The organism is Persicobacter diffluens (assembly GCF_036244895.1).
GTDB lineage: Bacteria > Bacteroidota > Bacteroidia > Cytophagales > Cyclobacteriaceae > Persicobacter > Persicobacter diffluens.
The window spans coordinates 35,402-54,695 of record NZ_BQKE01000003.1; the positions used below are offsets into that span (position 1 = coordinate 35,402).

Genomic DNA, 19,294 nt, shown 5'->3' on the forward strand with positions numbered 1-19,294 from the left:
TATGAGTTTAAAAAATAGAAATACTTTAAAGGAATATTTCAACAAAGGGAAATTACCTGCCTCATCGAACTTCCATGATTTGATTGATTCTGTGGTCAATAAGGTAGATGACGGAATGTCCAAAACCATGGAGGATGGCTTAATGCTTTCTGCGGTAGGCAATTCTGAGAAATTGATCTCCTTTTTCAAGAACATTGAAGACAGAAGCCCGGCCTGGAATGCGGCAATTGAGAAATCTACGGCCACCCTTCATTATAAAAATACCATAGGAGAACCCGTACTTTCCTTAGAGCAAAACGGAAATGTGGGCATCAAAAACCCTACTCCCGCTGCCCCGCTGGATGTTAATGGCTTTATCGCCAGCCATGGCCGTAAGGGAACTGCCTATGCCGGAAAAATCCCGGCAGATGGTAAATGGCATACGGTAGCGGACGAGTTAAATGGTTGTCACTTATTTGAAGTGGTCGCAGGGGTAGGTAAGAAAAAGACGGGGCGCTACGCAATGGTCTATGCGCGCGCCTTAAGTACCTATGGAAAATCAAAAAATTCCATAAAAATTGAACAGGCACACTACGGCATCAGGCTTAATAAAATTCAGATTCGCTGGAGTGGAGACACTTACAATTATAAACTGGAAATGAGAACCAGATCCGACTATAACGGAGATTTTAAAATTCAATACCAAATCGCCGAATTATGGCAAGACACTTTCATGGATGGAAGCATTGAAGAAGGAAACGACTAAAGAATTAGAGATTAGAATCAGTCAAGAGGAAGCTGCTATCATTTTTGCAGCATTAGGTAAAAGACCTTTTGAGGAAGTTTTCGAATTAATTGGAAAACTCAATCTACAAATCAACGAACAAAGCGCTCAAAAATAAAAGGTAGCACGGATGGATAAGGTAAAGAATATTCTGGATTTCAAAGAATTATTTGAATACGGAAGGGAACTACTAGGAGACTATGGCAGTAAGTATTGGACGGATCATAATATACATGACCCGGGGATCACCATACTTGAACAATTAGCCCTGGCTACCGCTGATATGATTTATCGCGCTCAGAGAAATCCTGAGCAAATTTTATTCTCCAGTAATCAAAATCAAAACACTTTACTGTCCCCTCAGCAAGCTTTTCCTTCCGGAGCCATCACGGAAAAGGATTTGCGGAAGGTCATCTATGATCAAATTCCGGAAGCCAGAAATATATGGGTGAGTCCCATTGAAGACGGCCACCATATCAAAGGTTTGTATGAAATTTTTGTAGACATTGACCTGGTTTCGAATAGTCAGGAAGAAATTAGCAAGATTAAAGCAAAAGTTGCAGAGACTTTCTACAAAAACCGGAACCTGGGGGAAGATCTGGAAAGCATTCATATCCTGAAAAAGCAACCTTTAGCACTTTGCGGAAGTATTGAAATTCAGGAAAATTACAATAGAGAATCCATCCTTGCCGCCATATACCATCAGATTGAAGACTTCATCCGTCCGCAAATCAATTATTTGGATCCCGAACAATATCATAGCATTGCATTGGGAGAGGAAAAATTATATGCCGGGCCAAGACTAAAGAACGGTATTATCCTGGATGATCAATTAAGGCCAAAACTTAAGCGCATATTATTATCTGAGATAACAAAAATTATTTTAGATACCGAAGGGGTAAAAAGACTGGAAAACTTTAAGATTCAACTGAATGAGGAAGAATTTGAGGAACAGTTGGAAATCTCAAAATTCTCTAAACCCTCACTTATTCTTCCAGAGGAGGAAAGTACCTACACGCTTAAAATTAAGAAAGAAAATGAAAGTAGTAGTAATCCTGACTTTATTTCATTTTTAAGAAGGTATAAAGAAAAAACTACCCATATTCACTCCAATTCAGAGGGAGGAATACAAGAAATTAATGCCAAATTAGTAGAGGAAGACCTTTCGTCCTATTATTCTATACAACATGATTTCCCCAATATATACAGGTTGGGTGAAGATGGTATTGGACTACAAGCCCCACAAGAAGTAAAAGGGAAAATCTTCCAGTTGAAGGGCTTCCTAATGCTTTTGGAACAAATCATGGCCAACTTTTTTGGTCAGTTGGATCATGTAAAACACCTCTACTCTGCCGGAACGGAAGATAGTAAAACCTATCATTTCATACCTTTAGAGGGCATTCCTTTAATGGATCAAATATTAGATACTGAAAAGCCAGAGGACTACCCTGGCCTGCTTACCAAATTAGGTAAAACCATAGAGGCGAAACAACTTCGGAAAAGTAGATTTTTGGATTATCTGCTAAGTTTATATGGAGAAGAATACCCAACGTATTCTGATCAAAATATTAACCTAAAAGGAAAAAGGGCCCTACTGCAGGAGATCCATCACCTGAATTTAAGTAAAAATAAAGGGGAGGAAGTCAAAGAACAGGGGATTATCCCTGCTGGTCTTATTCAGCGGACCAACCAGTTCTTTAATTTGAACCCGAAGGAATTTTCTAATTTTGAAAACGGCATAGAAGTTACCCCTGAAGTAGATGCTTCTCAAATATTAAAGAAATTACCGGCAACATTAGACTTCCTGGATGAGGATGATTTGGTAGAATACAAAAAAAACCAGCAGATAAGGGAGCATGCCATCCCTGAATGGGTATTTCAAAGTGGATTAAATTCATCCAATTATCTGTTGGACTTTGCTAACCCAAGCCAGGTTTTCCTTCAAAATATGGAAGACAAATCCATTTCCACTATACAGCAGGTGGAAAATAAGGAAGAAGCAATTCAATTTATCGGCAATTTCGAAAGACAGCTGAATCAGCTGAATGAGCAATCCAATTCTTTGGGTTTTCTAGAGCATATTAGGCTAAGACCAAGACCTGAAGAGGGCTATTTCGGTATTTATTTAAAAAACAAAGAAGGGAAAACAGTACTGGCCTCGACCAATACTTACAGTATAGAGGAACGACAATTACTCATCCCTAAAATATTCAAATCCTTACAAAATGCGAGTATGTTTTATGTCGCTAATAACGGCAACCAGACTTTTTCATTAGCCTTTAAGGATGAGAAAGAAAACATTCAATTTGAAGGATTAATAGCGGAAATATCTGTAGAAAAAATTCACCACGATTTAGACGAAATTGTAGAATATTTCAGCCATATATCGGAGACTTATTTCAAGGAAAAAGTAATTGATTACTTTATAAAATATGAGGATGGAGTAAGAATCCGTGAAAATCAAATTAATTACTCCGGAACTGTATGCTTCCCTTCCTGGTCTATTCCATTAGGACAGTCCGCCTTCAGGGAAAAAGTAATGAAGTATATGATTGAACATAAACCGGCATTCGTTGATTTGAAATTTATTAGTATTTCATTTCAGGAATGGGTAGCGTTCAAAGCGGAAAAGGAAAAGCTTTACTACGGCAAAGACGATAAAATAGCATTAGCAGCCAGAAGAAATCTAGCAGAAATGCTTTTTAATACATTCCTGAAAATCAGGTAATACCTCATGGAGCCAGTAAAATTTTTACTGGCTTTTTTTTCGTTCAGGCAAAGAGCAGGCAGTGAAAAATGCTGACCTATAATAACAGAATACCCGAGACAAACAGATTACCCAAAGCACAATGAGCGGAGCTATGCCCAAAAGTGGTGTTCAGGAGGTCGAAGTTAAGCGGCCTGTTTGATCTCTTCGCCGTCTTTAAATTTAACTTCTCTGATTACTTTTTCAATGGTTTTATAGCCCCGTATTCGATTCCAGTTTTTCTCCGCACACATGCCGAGTTTGAATATCATATGGAGCATTCCGTCCCGATCCAGACAACCCTTTGATCGCTTCGTACGATGTCTGATCGTCCCAAAAGAGGACTCTATCGGATTGGTGGTTCGGATGCTTTGCCAATGTTCAGCGGGAAAGTCGTAAAAATTTAGCAATTCATCACGGTCTTTTTGTAAACAAATTGCAGCTTTTGGATACTTTGCCTCATAAGTATCTATGAATAAGTCAAATGCTTTATCTGCTTCTTCTTTGGTTTCGGCCATCCATATTTGATGGATTTTGTCCTTAGCCTTTTGTTGAGCCGATTTGGGTAAGCAATTCAAAACATTGCCAGTTTTATGCATCCAGCAGCGTTGCGCCTTTGTTTTAGGGAATTCTTCTTCCAATGCTGCCCAAAAGCCCAGCGCCCCATCACCAATCGCTAATTTAGGCGCATTCATACCGCGGTGTTTCAGTTCGAGTAATACCTCTTTCCAGCTTTGTTTTGACTCTCTGACCCCATCTTCAATCGCTAAAAAATGCTTCCTTCCCTGACTGTCAACTCCAATAACGACCAGTGCACAAAGTTTATCATCTTCCTTCCTTAGACCACTGTAGATTCCATCAACCCAAATGTAAGCCCACTTCTTGTCCGCTAAAGAGGCTTTTCGCCAGACATCGTATTCCTTTCCCCATTCTGTTTTTAAACGGGAAATAGTGCTGGAAGACAAACCGCTGGCTCCGGGGCCTAAGAGCGCTTCTAAAGCATCATTCATTTCCCCCGTTGAAATACCCTTGAGATAAAGCCAGGGTATCGCAGCCTCCAGTGATTTCGATTTTCGAACATATGGCGGAACCAGAACCGATTGGAAAGAAACCGGGGCTCCTGTTTTGGAACGAATCTTTGGAACTCTGACCGTTACCGGGCCAATACCTGTCTGAACTTCTCGTTCCGGCAAATGACCATTTCGGACTACTGCGGCTTTTCCATCAGCAGTTTTAAGGTCGCGGAATTGCTTTAAATACTCCTCCAACTCCGCCTCAACCGCAAGGCGTATGATTTCTTTGGCTCCTGCCCGAATCGTCTCTGTTAATAGATCGTGAGTTGCTTCCGCAATCGGTGGGATTTGATTAATTTCGCTCATGGTGGCAAATTTTTGGCTTGTTTTTTATTGGCGTTTAAATCAACCAATTTTGCCGCTATTTTTCAACCCCCAAACACCACTTTCGGGCATATCTCCAATGAGCGTATTTAAATATCAAAATTCGCAGCGAAAAATTTGATTATTGCAGAAGTGATACCCGATTATTTTGAGAGAATAGCATCGCTATTGTTGATAAATTTCCCAAAATCGCTTCCAATAATTCGAATTTGCAGCCGGATGTTGGGCTTTTAAACACATTCTAAATTGATTAAAGTTTTTTCTGATTTCATTAATCCCCTATTATCCGAATTATTCCCGGATCAATTAAGGACTCCATCCACCTGACTAATCTTCGGTCCTTTACTTTTATTTTGGCTGATTTTTTAATCACCAAAATTTGGGGAAGATTGCTTTCTCCTCATCATCTGCTTCGATCGAAAAACACGAAATAGCAAACTATGCATTCATTTTTCCCGCATTGCAGTTAAACACGAATAATTTAGCTTTATTCGGCATAATGAGGAGCAGCCATATTTTAACATAAAGATCATAAAGGAGGATTGGATAAATCCAAAAATCAACACATCTTTGCCGCCCTAAAAAAGCAGCATTATGTCCATTCCCGTTAACGATATCCCTTTAGAGGAATTATTGAAACAATACCAAGGTAGAGCATTAAGTCAAGAAGAGATCAGTTCTTATGAGCGTTGGTCCCTGGATTTTTTTCATAATAAGGCATTTGTAAATGAGCCCAATTTGCAAATGACGCTGCAACTGGACATCACAGAAGCTTTAAAAACATATAAAGACCAGTACAATAACGTCCCTGAAGCCTCATTTACAGCCTATCTGATGTGGCATTTGGTACAAACCATGAAGAGCCATCCCGCATTTCGTTATCGAAAAATCGGAGATCAATGGTACCTTTTTGATAATCTACCCCTATTTTCCCCCATTGCTATAGGAGGCGATATCCGTTTTACAGAAATTACGGTAGATAATGTGGCAGGTGATCCGCCAAAAGACTTTTTTAAAAATTACCGACTAGCCATTAAGGAAAGTAAAAACCGTGATGCTTTCAGTCCCCTTCCTCCATCGGTTTGGGCAACAGCACACTTTGTAGGCAACTTACCAAATTTGCAATTCACCGGTTTCAGCCTTCATACACCAGCCAAAAGCAGCGGTCGCCCCTATTTCTATTTTGGCAAACGTTATAATCAGGAAGAACGTCAATTCATCCCGCTTTTAATCACTTTCGATCACTCCAATTTGGACCCTTTTTTACTTTCTGCCTTTATGGCTGACTTTGAAAAAAACATTCAATCCCCTTAATATCTATGCACTAACACCCCAAGCCACCAAGCGTCACAAGTTTCTATTTATACTAATTCAAAATAAGCTTCTTTTTATTTTTAACAATTCTAAATAACCGCTATATTTGTATTATTGATTGTTGATAATATTAATAATGGCGCAGAAAAATAGATTCAGAAAATTTATAGGAGATCTTCACCTTTGGCTGGGAATAGGTAGTGGGTTAGTCCTTTTTGTGGTTTGTCTTACCGGAACTATACTGATATACCAGAAAGAAATCACCGACTGGCTTAATCAAAATGCCCACCATGTAGAGATCAGTGAAAAGAGAATGGCAATTGATGATATTATTGCCAAAACTGCCCATTATACTGATAAAAGAATAACAGGATTTAATATACCAGCGCAAGAAGGTAAAGCTATCAGCATTTACTTTGCGCCGGAAAAAGGACAGAGAAGGGGAAAAACCTTGTTAGTAAACCCTTACACTGCAGAAATATTACCAGAGAGCAGTAAAGCCGCTAAAGCTTTCTTTATGACCAATTTCAAATTGCATCGCTGGTTACTCTTAGATACCAAAATTGGCCGCCCTATAGTAGGCTGGGCAACAGTATGCTTCGTCATTATTTGTATTTCCGGGCTAATCCTCTGGATTCCCAAAAAATGGAAAAACTGGAAACAGGGATTTAAAATCAAAACTAATGGTAACTGGTACCGCCTCAATTATGACCTTCACAATACTTTAGGTTTTTATTCTTTAATCCTACTATTAATCATGGCTTTAACTGGCCTATGTTGGTCATTTGGCTGGTATCGAGATGGTTTGAGTGCGGTACTGCAGGCCAGGGTATTATCGCGTTCAGAAGCCGAACATATAAAATTTGAATCCATTCCCGGCCAAGAGGCAGCTAGCTACGAAACACTCTTCGAGGCAGCACAAACGGCCATTGGCTACCAGGGAGAAAGCAGCGTCAGATTCCCCAAAAATCCAGGAGGATATATTACAGTTTCGACCTATAATCCAAAGTGGTATAAAGCCAAGGCAGCGGATCAGATAATGCTACACCCACAAACAGCGGAAGTTTTAAAGGTAAATCGTTTCTCCGATAAAGCTTTTAATGAAAAAATTGCTGCTTTGATAAAGCCACTGCATTTAGGAGATATTTATGGACAGCTTTCAAAATTCTTGTATTTCATTGCTAGTTTAATTGCTACTTCCCTTCCCATTACGGGGGTGATTATTTGGTTGAAAAAACTGAAAATCAATCGAAAGACGAAAAAGAAAAATGCCACCAAAGCATTCGCATCCGTTTAAGCAAACGCCTTAGGAAAACAATTATGAATAAATTTCTACCCTTTTTATTTATCCTATTTTTCATAGGATCAGGGGATCTTTTGGCTCAAAAAATCAGCCTTAAGGGACAAATAACCAATCAAAAAGGTGAAGCTGTCCCTTTCGCTAACATCGTAATAGACGGAGGAAAGCAAGGAACGACTTCAGATGAAACAGGAAAATTCACACTCAATAACCTCCAGGCCGGGCATCACCAACTGGAGGTCAGTAGCATTGGATATGCATTTTTTTCAAACCAAATTAGAATTAATCCAGATAAAAACAACTACCTGCAAATCAGCCTTCATGAAAATCAAACAGAACTGGAAGAGGTGGTGATTCAAGGAGAAGCGGCGGCAAAAGAAATTGCATTAAAGGGCTTCTCCGCTCAGGTGGTGGAAATGAAGCGTGTAAAAATGCAGACCGTTCAGATGAACGATTTGCTGGATCAAACGGCTGGGATTCGGGTTCGACAATCCGGCGGGCTGGGCTCCAATGCTTCTTACAATATCAACGGGCTGGGAGGTAATTCTATACGCTTTTTTATTGATGGCGTCCCGATGCAATACTTTGGACAAGCCTACTCCATTGCAAATATTCCGGTAAACCTCATTGAACGCATGGAAATCTATAAAGGAGTTATCCCCACAGATTTAGGGAGTGACGCTTTAGGTGGAGCCATTAATGTGGTGACCAAGAAAAATGCACAAAATGCTTTAGATTTTTCTTACTCTATAGGAAGTTTCAATACACACGAAACGGTATTGAACGGGATGTGGAGAGATACGAAATCAGGCTTTAGTGTGAAAGGATCCATGTTTTACAATTATTCCGATAATAACTACGAAGTTTGGGGAGACAATATTTATGTCAGTAATCCGGATGGATCTGTAAACAGAGGAATGAAAGTCAAAAGGTTTAACGATGCGTTCTATTCCTATGCACCCAAGGTAGATTTAGGTTTTACCAACAAATGGTGGGCGGATCAATTTTACGTAGGGCTGCTATATGCCGATTTGTATTCCGAAATTCAGCATGGAGCTACCATGGATGTTCCTTATGGGGAAAGGCATTATACGCAATCTACCCTCACCCCAAATGCCTCTTATATCAAGGATGACTTTATTCTGAAAGGCTTAAACGTAAATGCCTTTGCGGCTTATACCCTAATGGAGAGACAGACGGTGGACACCACCACTAATCGATACAATTGGTATGGACAAATTCGACAGACCAACCAAACTCCGGGCGAAAGAGGCGATGCCACGCTACAGTTGGATGAAATAAATACGTTAATTAATCGCATTAACCTAAATTACGATTTAAGCAGGAGTCAAAAAATCGGTATTAACTATGTTTATACTGATTCCAGACAAAACAGCAACGACCCTTTGGCGGCTCCAAGCAGACAAGATTTAGTAGGGGAAAAAAGGATAGCCAAACATAATTTAGGCTTCAATTTCCAACAATTAGCCTTCAATGAAAAATGGAAAAGCTCAGTATTCGCCAAATATTATGGTTACCAAATCAATGTGGAGGATGCGGTAAAAAATGGAGCCCTCTGGGAACCTTATCAATTTTCAAAATATGATGGACGATGGGGCTTTGGAGCCGCTACTTCCCTTCGACTACACCCAAAAGTTTTATTATTGGCTTCCGCAGAACAGGCGATCCGACTACCCGAAGTAAATGAAGTTTTTGGCAATCTGGCAGAAAATGTGGAGGCTTCCTATGAACTAAATCCGGAACAAAGTAATAACCTCAACCTAGGAGTAAATCTGGGGCCTTACCACTTAGGCATACATCAAATTTCCTGGAATACGAACTTCTTCTACCGGGACACTCAGGATCAGATTTTACAAAGTATTAGCGGAAAAGGTTCCGATGGAGAAGAATTGGTCAGTGAAAACATCGGGCAAAGTTTAAGTAAAGGGCTGGACACCGAAATTTCATATAACTGGAGCAAACAGCTTTTTATTGATTTCAGCTTATCCTATTTAGATGCCAGAAATAAAATGAAATATGATGGTAATGGAAATGAAAACGTTTACTACAACAACCGATTAAGAAACGTTCCCTTCTTCCAAATGAATAATCGGATCCGATACCAATTATTGGATTTATTCCGGACCAACGATGCCCTATCCATTTACTGGAGTTATAATTATGTACATGAATTTTTCCTGGATTGGGAAGCCCTGGGCAGCCGGGACAAGCAAACCATTCCCACGCAAATGGTCCATAATATGGGAGTGGGCTATCAATTCCCTAATCAAAAAATATCCCTCAACCTGGATATCCGAAATATCATGAACGCTCAGGTGTTTGATAATTATGGTGTTCAAAGACCGGGCAGAGGATTCTACATCAAACTGAACTATAATATTTTATAAAAACTTATATCATGCTTCATAAATTTAAATCAATCGTATTCGCCTCTCTGTTAGGACTGGCAGGATTATGCTCATGTACGGAAAATGAAACGAATAATCCTGGTTCCGGCGGGCAGCCTAATACGGAATTGTTTACCCTGGCCTCGGAGATTGGGGGAGAACAAGGAAGCTCCTATTATATGGCTACTTCCGAGGCTTTAACTTCAGGAGATTTAACTTTCATTGGAAACGGAACAGAGCTGGTGGGCGACCGTTCCGCAAGAGTAGCGGGTAATGATGGCTACATCTATTCGCTTAATTATGGAACAGGAATGATCACCCAATACATGGTTTTAGATAATGGCGACTACGAGAGAATAGGTGAATTTGACGCACAAGGATTTGTGGGGACTCACCCCAGAATCCGAGTGATGCAAAATGATATTTTGGTATACAATGTTGCTACTAATGGGGATGACAGAGTATTACAGGTGGTGGCCATTGAGATACCGGCCTTAAAACTAAAATCCAATACCGAAATTGTAATTGAGCAATCCGCACAATCTGAAGAACAAAATGCCATCATATACCGCGTAGACTCCCCTACCATCCTGGAAGGAAAAATTTACTTTGGAGTCGCACGTGAAACCAATGACGAATTTGAAAACCTGGTGGAAGGTATTGAGACCATCGTTTTGAATTACCCTGAAATGACAGAAATTTCAGTCGTACACAATGATAAATACGCTGGACATACTTACGGCTACCGCGCTCCAGCAATGAACACCGCCGGAGATGGTTATGTATACCAACTGAATGCAACGACACGCTTTGGATTCAATGATCAGGTGGAAGGCACTCCAGCATCCCAAACAGTCTTCACCCGCTTGAAAGACGGTAAATATGATGAAAACTATGAATTAAACATCAATGAAATACTAGGACAAAATTATAGTGCAGTGGGATGGTTTTATGCCGGAAATGGCATTGCTTATTTGCCAATCTTACATGATGACCTTTATGTCACCGAAGCTACGAATACCTGGACGGTTGCTCGCGTAGATTTGATTAACAAAACCGCCACCAAATTAAATGTCCCGCTCTCTAACCTATTCCCTTATCAGAATGGCTTAGCCATTGGGGATAAATTTTACATGGCCATCAGCCCCGACGCACAACCAGAGGAAGCTTTCGTCTATGAATTCTCTGCCAATTCAACCGAGGCAAATCCCGGATTAAAATTAGATGGTGGAAACGTTTACATTCAGGGCATTTACAGATAAGCTAATAACCTGATTTTAATATATTTAAATAAAATTCCAATAAATAAATTTAGTTTTGGGGAATTAATATTTCTTCCCTACATAATGTTGTGGTCCAATACATTAAAGAATGACGAATCAACACCTATAAAAAACTATTATTTCTTAGAGCAAGTTTAAAAACGCATCATCCGGGCACAAATACTAATTATTGGAAGCGATTTTGGATAATTGCTCAACAATAGCGCTGCTATTTTCTCAAAGTAATCGGTTATCGCTTCTGCAATATTCAAATTTTCGCTGCAAATTTTGGCTATTAAACACGCGCTTACCATATTGCTTTAAAACAATCATTTAGAAAACACGGCACAGGGAATAGTGCCGTGTTTTTCTATTTCCGCAACACGAACTCTGTAAAACAAAAATCATATCCTGAGCTCCATTTGCTCAATATATCCCGCAAAAAAAGCATCTATATTTCATCAAAAAAACATGATGGGAATTACTAAAGGCCAGAAAAACACCCTCCGATTCATTTACCTGATCATACTTTCATTTTCCATTTTGGAAAGCTTTTGCCTTTGGTCAATGAACTCCCTTGCCTGCAGCTTAGTCCTGATGATGAATGGGCTGATTCTGGGAATTTTAGCCTATCGTAGAAAATATCAATTATCCGCACTCCAAATCTGGCTATTCTGCTTCTTAATCATGGGAAGCGGACCATGTATCTACAAAAATTTAATTCATGAGGCTGATTTCGCCCTGCTCCCCAGCCTGTTTTGGAGCCGCATCCTTCCTATAACCATTGGCTTTATATGCTTGATTGCGCTAAACCGGTTCCCCGGGAAAGCCTAATATCCCTAGTCAAAACCTGTATCGAATTTTTTTTCCCGTATAAACATCCTTTTTCCCACCTTCTGATTGAAAAATTTTCAGCTAATTGCCTAAAATAATTTTTCGACTATGCGATATTTTTTCACACTATTAGCGCTTCTATTTTGTTTGCAGCTGGGAGCTCAAAACCCCAATGTCGTCGTGATACTGGCCGACGACCTCGGAACAGGGGACATTTCTCACTATAGAAAATTACATTCAGACAATATAATTTTAGAAACACCCCATCTGGATCGCCTGGCAACATCAGGCATGATCTTCACCAATGCCCATGCCCCGGCCGCTTTATGTGCGCCTTCCCGCTACGCCATCATGACCGGTAACAGTTGTTACCGAAGTCCTTTCCCATGGGGAGTATGGGGAGCCTATGATAAAAGCCCCATTGCAGATGAATCAGAAATGACTTTGGGACACCTGATGAAAAATGCAGGCTACCAAACCGCCTTTTTCGGAAAGTGGCATTTAGGCGGAGATTTCCGATCTTCGAATAATGCCAACGCAATATATCGCGGGTCCAGAAATAAAGCCGGTGGTGTAGATTTAAGCGAAATCGTTGGCGGCGGCCCCCAATTTAAAGGCTTTGAATACAGCTTTACTTATCCTGCAGGCATTCAGGCTCCTCCTTATGCCGTTTATGAAAATGGTAAATGGCTGCCCCTGAATCAAAAATCCGAAATCACCTTTATTACCAAAGAGATGATGGCGAAAAAGGGCGTAAAACTAGACAAAGGCCCTGGAATGGGAGATACTTACTGGGATCCTAAGGATATGGGGCCTATGCTTGCCAAAAAAGCGGTCGCCTTCATCGAACAAACTTCCAAAAAGCAGCCCTTCTTTATGTATTATTGCAGCCAGGCGGTGCACGTTCCCCACACCCCACCTGAAAGCCTGAATGGGATTAAAATTGCCGGCACCACGCCTAGTGCTCATATGGACATGATCAAGGAATTAAATGTCCAAATGGGCATGTTGGTGGAAGCCCTCAAGAAAAAAGGCGTTTATGAAAATACCATTTTCATCTTTACCTCCGACAATGGTGGTTTACAAAAAAAAGCCACCATTGCCAGCGGACATAAATCCAGCAGCATCTACCGTGGGGGCAAAAACACTCCATTTGAAGGCGGACACCGCGTTCCCTTTATGGTAAGTTGGCCCAATAAAATAAAAGCGAACCAACAAAATAGTACTCCGGTTTTAGGTCTGGACATTATGTCGACCCTGGCGGAAATTACCAATCAAAAACTACCTGAAAATGGAGGTTTAGATTCTTACAACCTACTCCCGCACTTGTTGAACGAAAAACGAGCCAAAGAAAGACCATTTCTCATTACGCAGGGCGGGACAGGAAAAGAAGTGATCATTACGGAAGGCGATTGGAAACTGATCATTCAGGTGGATAAAAAGGATAAAACAAACGCCACAAGAAGCCCTTCCAAACTCTTTAACCTAAAAGATAATTTAGCAGAGCGAGAGCAGGATAATTTGATTAATAAACCTGATCAGCAGGAACGCATTTCGCGAATGTTTGAAAAATATAATCAGCTTCGGGACGGCAAAGCCATTACCCGAAAAGCAACAAAATAATTTGAATCCCACACAGGGTGCACAGTTAAATTGCAACTGTTGCACCCATTTTTTTGTATACCTTTGGCTTTCTTTAATGCAAAAAAGTTAATTATGATAAAAAAAGACATTGCTCTTGCTTAGACCATCTTTTGAGAAGACCGCCTTTGGGGTAAAGACAAGGCCAGCCTGATATCTTTACCCGACACTCACCACTCTGTTAAATTACGGAGAGAATCCCCTGGAAAAAGAGCTAAGGCAATCGACTTTGTTCCTGTTGAAAAGCCAAAATTCACAGCGAAATTTGATTATTGCAGAAGCGATACCTTTTTTTTGAGATAATAGCAACGCTATTATTGATAATTTATCCAAAATCGCTCTCATTAATTCGAATTAGCGTCAGTTGGTGCACTTTTAAACACGGTCTTAATCAAATGCCCCATAATCATTGGAATTATTGCCTATCCTTAAAACCCTGCCCTGCCGTTTATAAAAATGAACAATCTTGCAAAAAACACTATCGATTTATAAAAATGATCCAATACCATGAAATAAATGTAAATCATTGAGATAGAGCGAAAGTAATGCCTTTAGCCGAATAATTCATGCTTAATTGCCCGCCTTGCCGCTAAACATAGGTTAAAGCATAAATAAGCCGGATTAACTTTAATTTAATCCTTCGATTGAATAATTGCGGTAAATTGTAGCTTACAAAAAAAGACATATGAGGGCATTAACAATATTTCTTCTACTATTCCTTTCCTCCTGCTATTTCGATTATGGCCAGAATAACCCGGGAGGACAGCGCATTAGTTTCCCGGCCACTTATTGGGATGATTTTGTTTTTCAGACCTTTGTGGATTTCCCCGGTGGACAAGCAAGAACATGGGTTCAACCCCCTTTCGGGCCCTCTTATTGGGTAAACCATCCCGTCTATTATTTTGATCCCGATCCAATGAGTACCGAATCCTGGATCGATGGTGATTCCTATTGCTTCGACACTTATGATTATGCCAAGGAATACTATGAAGGTGGCTGTTTCTGGATATCAGATTTGATTTATCCTTACCAAAACAATGGCATGGATTCCTTAGACATTGCCAACATTCACTAACTGAATCCTGTCACAAAATATCTCCCTCATAATTCCACCCAGGTATCTCTCTGCAGACAGCAGCCCTAACTTAGTAGTCTTCCCAAAATCAAGGCCAGGCAGGAAAAATGAAGGAATAGATTCCTATTTCGAGTTTTTCTAACAAAGCAGAGAAATGAGGTAAAAACAAGCTTTCCTAAATTTGAACTATTAAAAAATCAATCAAAATCTACGCAAGGAATTGATATTAATTTGGTTAAATCCACTTACTAAATCTAGTAGCGAATAATTCGGCTTAACGATATATTTCGGTAATGAGGGCCTGCGCAACTGCGCACCGGGCTCAAGGCGGTCGCTTTTTTTGGAGACAGCTTTGCAGGAAAATACATGAGCCTGCTCCTACCAAAAAAGAGCTCCACAACCGGCTAACGCCTCCGCCTCCATCCCTGGCCCAAGGGTTCCGCGCTTCTAAATTCACCCGGTGTAAATGCCCGGAATATCAAAAACCGGCCCATCGTCTGAATTTATTTACAAGTGCAATGGAATAAAGTCTATCCTGAGGAAATCACACTAAGAACAAGCATCAATAGGCCTTCTCTCAATTTCAGAGCTTGGTACATAGCCACAAGATCTCTGCAATAATTACAGGTGCGCCCGGGAGGGTAAACGAACCTTTTCCTGCACTCCCATTATTAATCTTTATCTGACCTGAAACGCACAAGCCGCTTGCTTCCCGTCAAAGGCAATCCCCATGCACATGATTTCAATTTTTCCATGCCCATTTAATTCTGCCACATACTGCTGCTCATGAATTTGTTCTAGGGCAGATTGTGCCAGTTCTTCCAGGCTTTCGGGATCATCAAGCGTCTTCTTTTTGAACTCCAACACCCAACCTTTTGGGTTCTTCGCATCTTTAGGGTAAATGATCAGGTCCGCACGCCCCAAACCGCTTTCCCTATTGGATTTAACATGATACTCCTGATTCAGGTGCGCCATCAATCCCAACATAAAAGCATGATAGATTTTTTCGGGTAAAAATCCTTTTGTTCCGATATCGAAAAAGCTGAAAGAATGCAAAAGGTATCTCTTCAGCGCATCGGCAAAAGTCTGGGGTTTTTGTTCCAACAATGCCACCAACAATTCATTCTCCGAAACCTTCTCACTCGCTTTCAAATACCTTGCCAGCATCGTTTCATACATGATGCGGATCTCCTCATTAGGCACCCGAAGTTTGTATTCCAGTCGGCCCGGATCCAGGGCTGTACCGTCCGTCGTGAGATAGCCACTGAATATCAATAATCCTAAAACGACCTTAGAGTCGCCGCTATATAAATCTTCAAAAATGGTAAAATCTGCCAGTCGGGCACGCACCGATTTTCCTTGCAACAAATCGAAAAGTAGCTCTTGTGTAGGTGCATCAATTTTGGGCAAAGTCTCCTGAATCAACTTATTGGAGGAAGTATTCACCCAATAGGGTTTGAGTCCTTCTTCATGCCGGGAAACAAAATTCAGGATAGACCACGGATTGTAGATTTTCTCAACCTGACCAAAAGTATAGCCGTTATACCAATTCGCCACTTTTTGCCGGTCTGCACTATAGCCTGCATCATCCATCAATTGATTGACTTCAGTTTGAGTCAGCCCGAACTTATCTGCAAACTCATAATCCAAAATGGAATAAGTTACCAGATTATTTAAACCAGAAAAGATATCCTCTTTGGCAACACGTAAAATGCCGGTGATCGCACCTTTAGTAATTAGATCTTTATCTTTAAAACCGGCAGAAAGAAAATTCCGCATGAAACCCACCATCTCCGACAAGTAACCATATTCGAAAGCCGCATGGATGGGCGCATCATATTCATCGATCAGGAGTATGGGCCCAATACCGTGGTGTTTTTTGAGAACTTTAGCCATTTTACGGAGATACTCTTCCAAATCCGAATGGTCAGCTTCATTCTCCACAATTCGATCTAAATATCGCTTTTCACTTCTCAAAAATTGATCACTCTCCAAAAGGTATTCAAAGTGCTCTTCGGTATACTCCTGAAGCATTTTTTGAAACTTGATGATGAATTCAACAAAAGTCTCATGCTTCAAATCCTTAAAAGTCAGAAAAATCACCGGATATTTTCCCTGATGTTGCCATTCCTCCGACTGCTCAATGGCCAAACCGGAAAACAATCCTCTATACTCCTCCGCATGATCGATATCAAAAAAATAATTCAGCATGCTCATATTGAGCGTCTTCCCAAAACGGCGTGGACGTGGCAACAATAAAGTCTGCGCATTATTTCGCATCAGCTCCTCGATGAAGAGGGACTTATCGATATAATAAGCGTCTTCATTACGGATTTGTCTGAAATCGGATTGGCCGATGGGAAGTCTTTTCATGTTACTTGCTTTAGTAAGCAAGTTAAGCATTTTTCCCCAAGGGATAAAAAATGGTGATTCACTGTTATACGTTTCCTCCTAAAGGTTTTAAATTCATTTGGTCGGCTGTAGGGGAGGCGGCATAAATAAACAGAATACCTGTCTACCAAAAAGCCATTATCCTACCCAAAGATATTAAACTCAACTAACCACTTTTGCTTTGTGTCACTCCTTTAATGGGGATGAAATTTGCTAACCCAATAATCCTCCCCTGATATTAGCACTTCCGGAAACTCTTCGATCACCAACAGCCCAACCGCTAAATTCCGTGGACTAGGTCGTAGTCGCCGCGCTACATCCTTACAAGACTTTGAAGTTCAGCATGCGAAGACATACGACCATTGAGGGTTTTTATGACAGTACCTACGACTAGTGGCGGAAGCTCCCAAGCAAAAAAAGAAGGGTACCGACCTAGCAGTACCCCTCAAAATATTTTTCAAGCGCAATCCTAAGATCTATTGAATATTGCCTGCCTCAACAACATTAAGGTTCAACTTCTCTACAACAACATGCGCTGGAATACCAAAGGCCACACCCTCTACGCCAAATCCATGTAATTTGGAAGTAACCACCCCAATGACTTCTCCATTACGGGTAATTAAAGCACCGCCACTATTGCCACCGTTCACACTGGCATCGGTCTGGATCAGTGGTGTACCCTGTACATTTTTCCGGTGTCCGGAAATAATCCCCTTGGAGATCGTTTGGCCCAAATCCTCCGCCGATGGTGTACCGACCGCAAAGACTTCTGTTGCTACCTCCATCTCCCTAGAGGCACTCAGGCGGAATGGCAACAAACCCTCCGTATTGATCTTTAATAGTACCAGATCATTGATCAAACTGGTCCGGATCACCTCAGGCGTAAATTCCGAACCATCATTTAAAATGACCTTTAGGGATTTAGAATCTGAAATAACATGATAATTGGTCACAATATATCCTTTTTCACCAATGACAAAACCACTACCATGCCCTGTTTCTGAAATGATCGTTACCGACGATTTAATCGCTTGTCCCACATTTTCCACCTTTGGGCCATTATTCGTGATGAGCATGGGTTCAAAACCCGCCTCTTCCTCGACTGTACTCTTATCTTTCAATAATTCTTTCACTTTTCGGTTATTCAAAAACGTAAGTAAACTGCTTTCGAGCGCATCCTTAATCGCACTTTTAAATGCCTTTGATTCCTTTTTCTCCTCATAAGCAAATTGCCCAGATGTCGCATCAAGCTTCACCTTATATACTTCTTCTCCATAGTAATTCATTACTTGCCATTCCGTCGATAAATCAACAACGACGAACCCACCGTAAGCAGAATAATTAATTTTAACATCCCTTTGAATCATTGAAGCCTTTAAATCATTGATATTCACATTCAAGATCAAGTCGTTCAAATATCCTTGCTTCAAGACTTTATTCGATTGATCAATATATCCACTCGTTGTCAGGATTTCATTTAGTGGCTCGGTAAATATGGTGTTTTCCAACTCCAATTTCTCATCCAATTTATCAGAAATCAAAGCCCGATCTTTTCTATACCTTTTAACACCGTCAAACAGTTCAAACAAAACCGCATCCGGATCCACATTCATACTCACTTTATTAATTTTAATATTCTTCTCTTCCTCCTCCTTATGTCTATGAAGTCTTAAATTATCAAAGGCTAATTCCCTCTTATAATTGTACGCTTTAGGCCCAAGATCAAACATTACCGGTACGGTCATCAACCACCCCACGGCCGGATTAACAACAACTGAAGCAGGAATAAGAGCAATAGAAACATATTTCAAAGGTGACCGCTTCTCCTGTACAATCACCTTCGTTTGGCTTTTGTAACCTTCTCTTTCAATTTTGACTTCCTTGGGGTTAAGGTCTCGTTTGACCTTATACTTCCCCTTTTGTTTTTTGACTTTCTTCCCGTCAATGGAGACTTGTGCGTTTTTGGGAGCGTCAATATAAATTTTTTGATATCTGGGATTAAAAATAGAAGCGACACAACCAGAGCAAAATAGTAATGTCACTATAAACAATGTAATAGATTTTAAAAAATGCATAAATGTGTTATCAGGTTAAGTTTTATGAGGCAAAATAAATAGACCATGTATTCTCAATGGAAAAATAAGCAATCAATGGGGAGGGGTA

At 40.4% G+C, this 19,294-nt stretch carries 12 protein-coding genes; 9 read left to right on the top strand and 3 right to left on the bottom strand.

Annotated features, from left to right (window positions below; genetic code table 11):
- The first annotated feature begins 1 nt into the window (after position 1).
- Genes AAA970_RS19710 through AAA970_RS19720 form a run of 3 tightly spaced genes read left to right on the top strand, consistent with a single transcriptional unit; the run spans position 2 to position 3,491 of the window.
- Positions 2–745, top strand: coding sequence for a hypothetical protein (locus tag AAA970_RS19710; protein ID WP_060689294.1), 744 nt, complete (start codon positions 2–4; stop codon positions 743–745).
- Positions 717–881 (top strand): hypothetical protein, encoded by a 165-nt coding sequence (locus AAA970_RS19715; protein ID WP_338238612.1) that lies wholly within the window; start codon positions 717–719, stop codon positions 879–881. Before AAA970_RS19710 ends, AAA970_RS19715 begins: the two co-directional genes overlap by 29 nt.
- A gap of 12 nt (positions 882–893) precedes the next feature.
- Positions 894–3,491: a hypothetical protein gene (locus AAA970_RS19720; RefSeq protein WP_338238613.1), complete on the top strand. Its 2,598-nt coding sequence runs from the start codon at positions 894–896 to the stop codon at positions 3,489–3,491.
- A gap of 164 nt (positions 3,492–3,655) precedes the next feature.
- On the opposite strand, the gene AAA970_RS19725 is transcribed toward AAA970_RS19720, so the two are convergent.
- Positions 3,656–4,888, bottom strand: a complete 1,233-nt coding sequence (locus AAA970_RS19725) for an IS256 family transposase (protein ID WP_338238188.1) — start codon at positions 4,886–4,888, stop codon at positions 3,656–3,658.
- Between the two features lie 612 nt (positions 4,889–5,500).
- On the opposite strand from AAA970_RS19725, the gene AAA970_RS19730 reads away from it, so the two are divergent.
- From AAA970_RS19730 to AAA970_RS19755, 6 genes are all read left to right on the top strand, one after another.
- A complete protein-coding gene (locus tag AAA970_RS19730; protein ID WP_338238614.1) occupies positions 5,501–6,220 on the top strand; it encodes a CatA-like O-acetyltransferase in 720 nt (239 codons plus the stop codon).
- Positions 6,221–6,356: 136 nt separating this feature from the next.
- Entirely contained in the window at positions 6,357–7,517 is a 1,161-nt protein-coding gene (locus AAA970_RS19735; RefSeq protein ID WP_338238615.1) for a PepSY-associated TM helix domain-containing protein, read from the top strand.
- A gap of 23 nt (positions 7,518–7,540) precedes the next feature.
- Positions 7,541–9,928, top strand: coding sequence for a TonB-dependent receptor (locus tag AAA970_RS19740; protein WP_338238616.1), 2,388 nt, complete (start codon positions 7,541–7,543; stop codon positions 9,926–9,928).
- Between the two features lie 11 nt (positions 9,929–9,939).
- Positions 9,940–11,190: a hypothetical protein gene (locus AAA970_RS19745; RefSeq protein WP_338238617.1), complete on the top strand. Its 1,251-nt coding sequence runs from the start codon at positions 9,940–9,942 to the stop codon at positions 11,188–11,190.
- Positions 11,191–12,132: 942 nt separating this feature from the next.
- The gene (locus tag AAA970_RS19750; RefSeq protein WP_338238618.1) at positions 12,133–13,647 is read left to right on the top strand and encodes a sulfatase family protein; all 1,515 of its coding nucleotides are present in this window, start codon (positions 12,133–12,135) and stop codon (positions 13,645–13,647) included.
- Positions 13,648–14,350: 703 nt separating this feature from the next.
- Complete coding sequence (locus tag AAA970_RS19755) at positions 14,351–14,740, top strand: hypothetical protein (protein ID WP_338238619.1); 390 nt, start codon at positions 14,351–14,353, stop codon at positions 14,738–14,740.
- A 678-nt stretch (positions 14,741–15,418) separates the two neighbouring features.
- Here the strand turns inward: AAA970_RS19755 and AAA970_RS19760 are convergent.
- Together AAA970_RS19760 and AAA970_RS19765 are read right to left on the bottom strand one after the other, a co-directional pair.
- Complete coding sequence (locus tag AAA970_RS19760) at positions 15,419–17,113, bottom strand: AAA family ATPase (protein WP_338238620.1); 1,695 nt, start codon at positions 17,111–17,113, stop codon at positions 15,419–15,421.
- Positions 17,114–17,607: 494 nt separating this feature from the next.
- Positions 17,608–19,173, bottom strand: coding sequence for a S1C family serine protease (locus AAA970_RS19765; protein WP_338238621.1), 1,566 nt, complete (start codon positions 19,171–19,173; stop codon positions 17,608–17,610).
- Positions 19,174–19,294 lie beyond the last annotated feature (121 nt).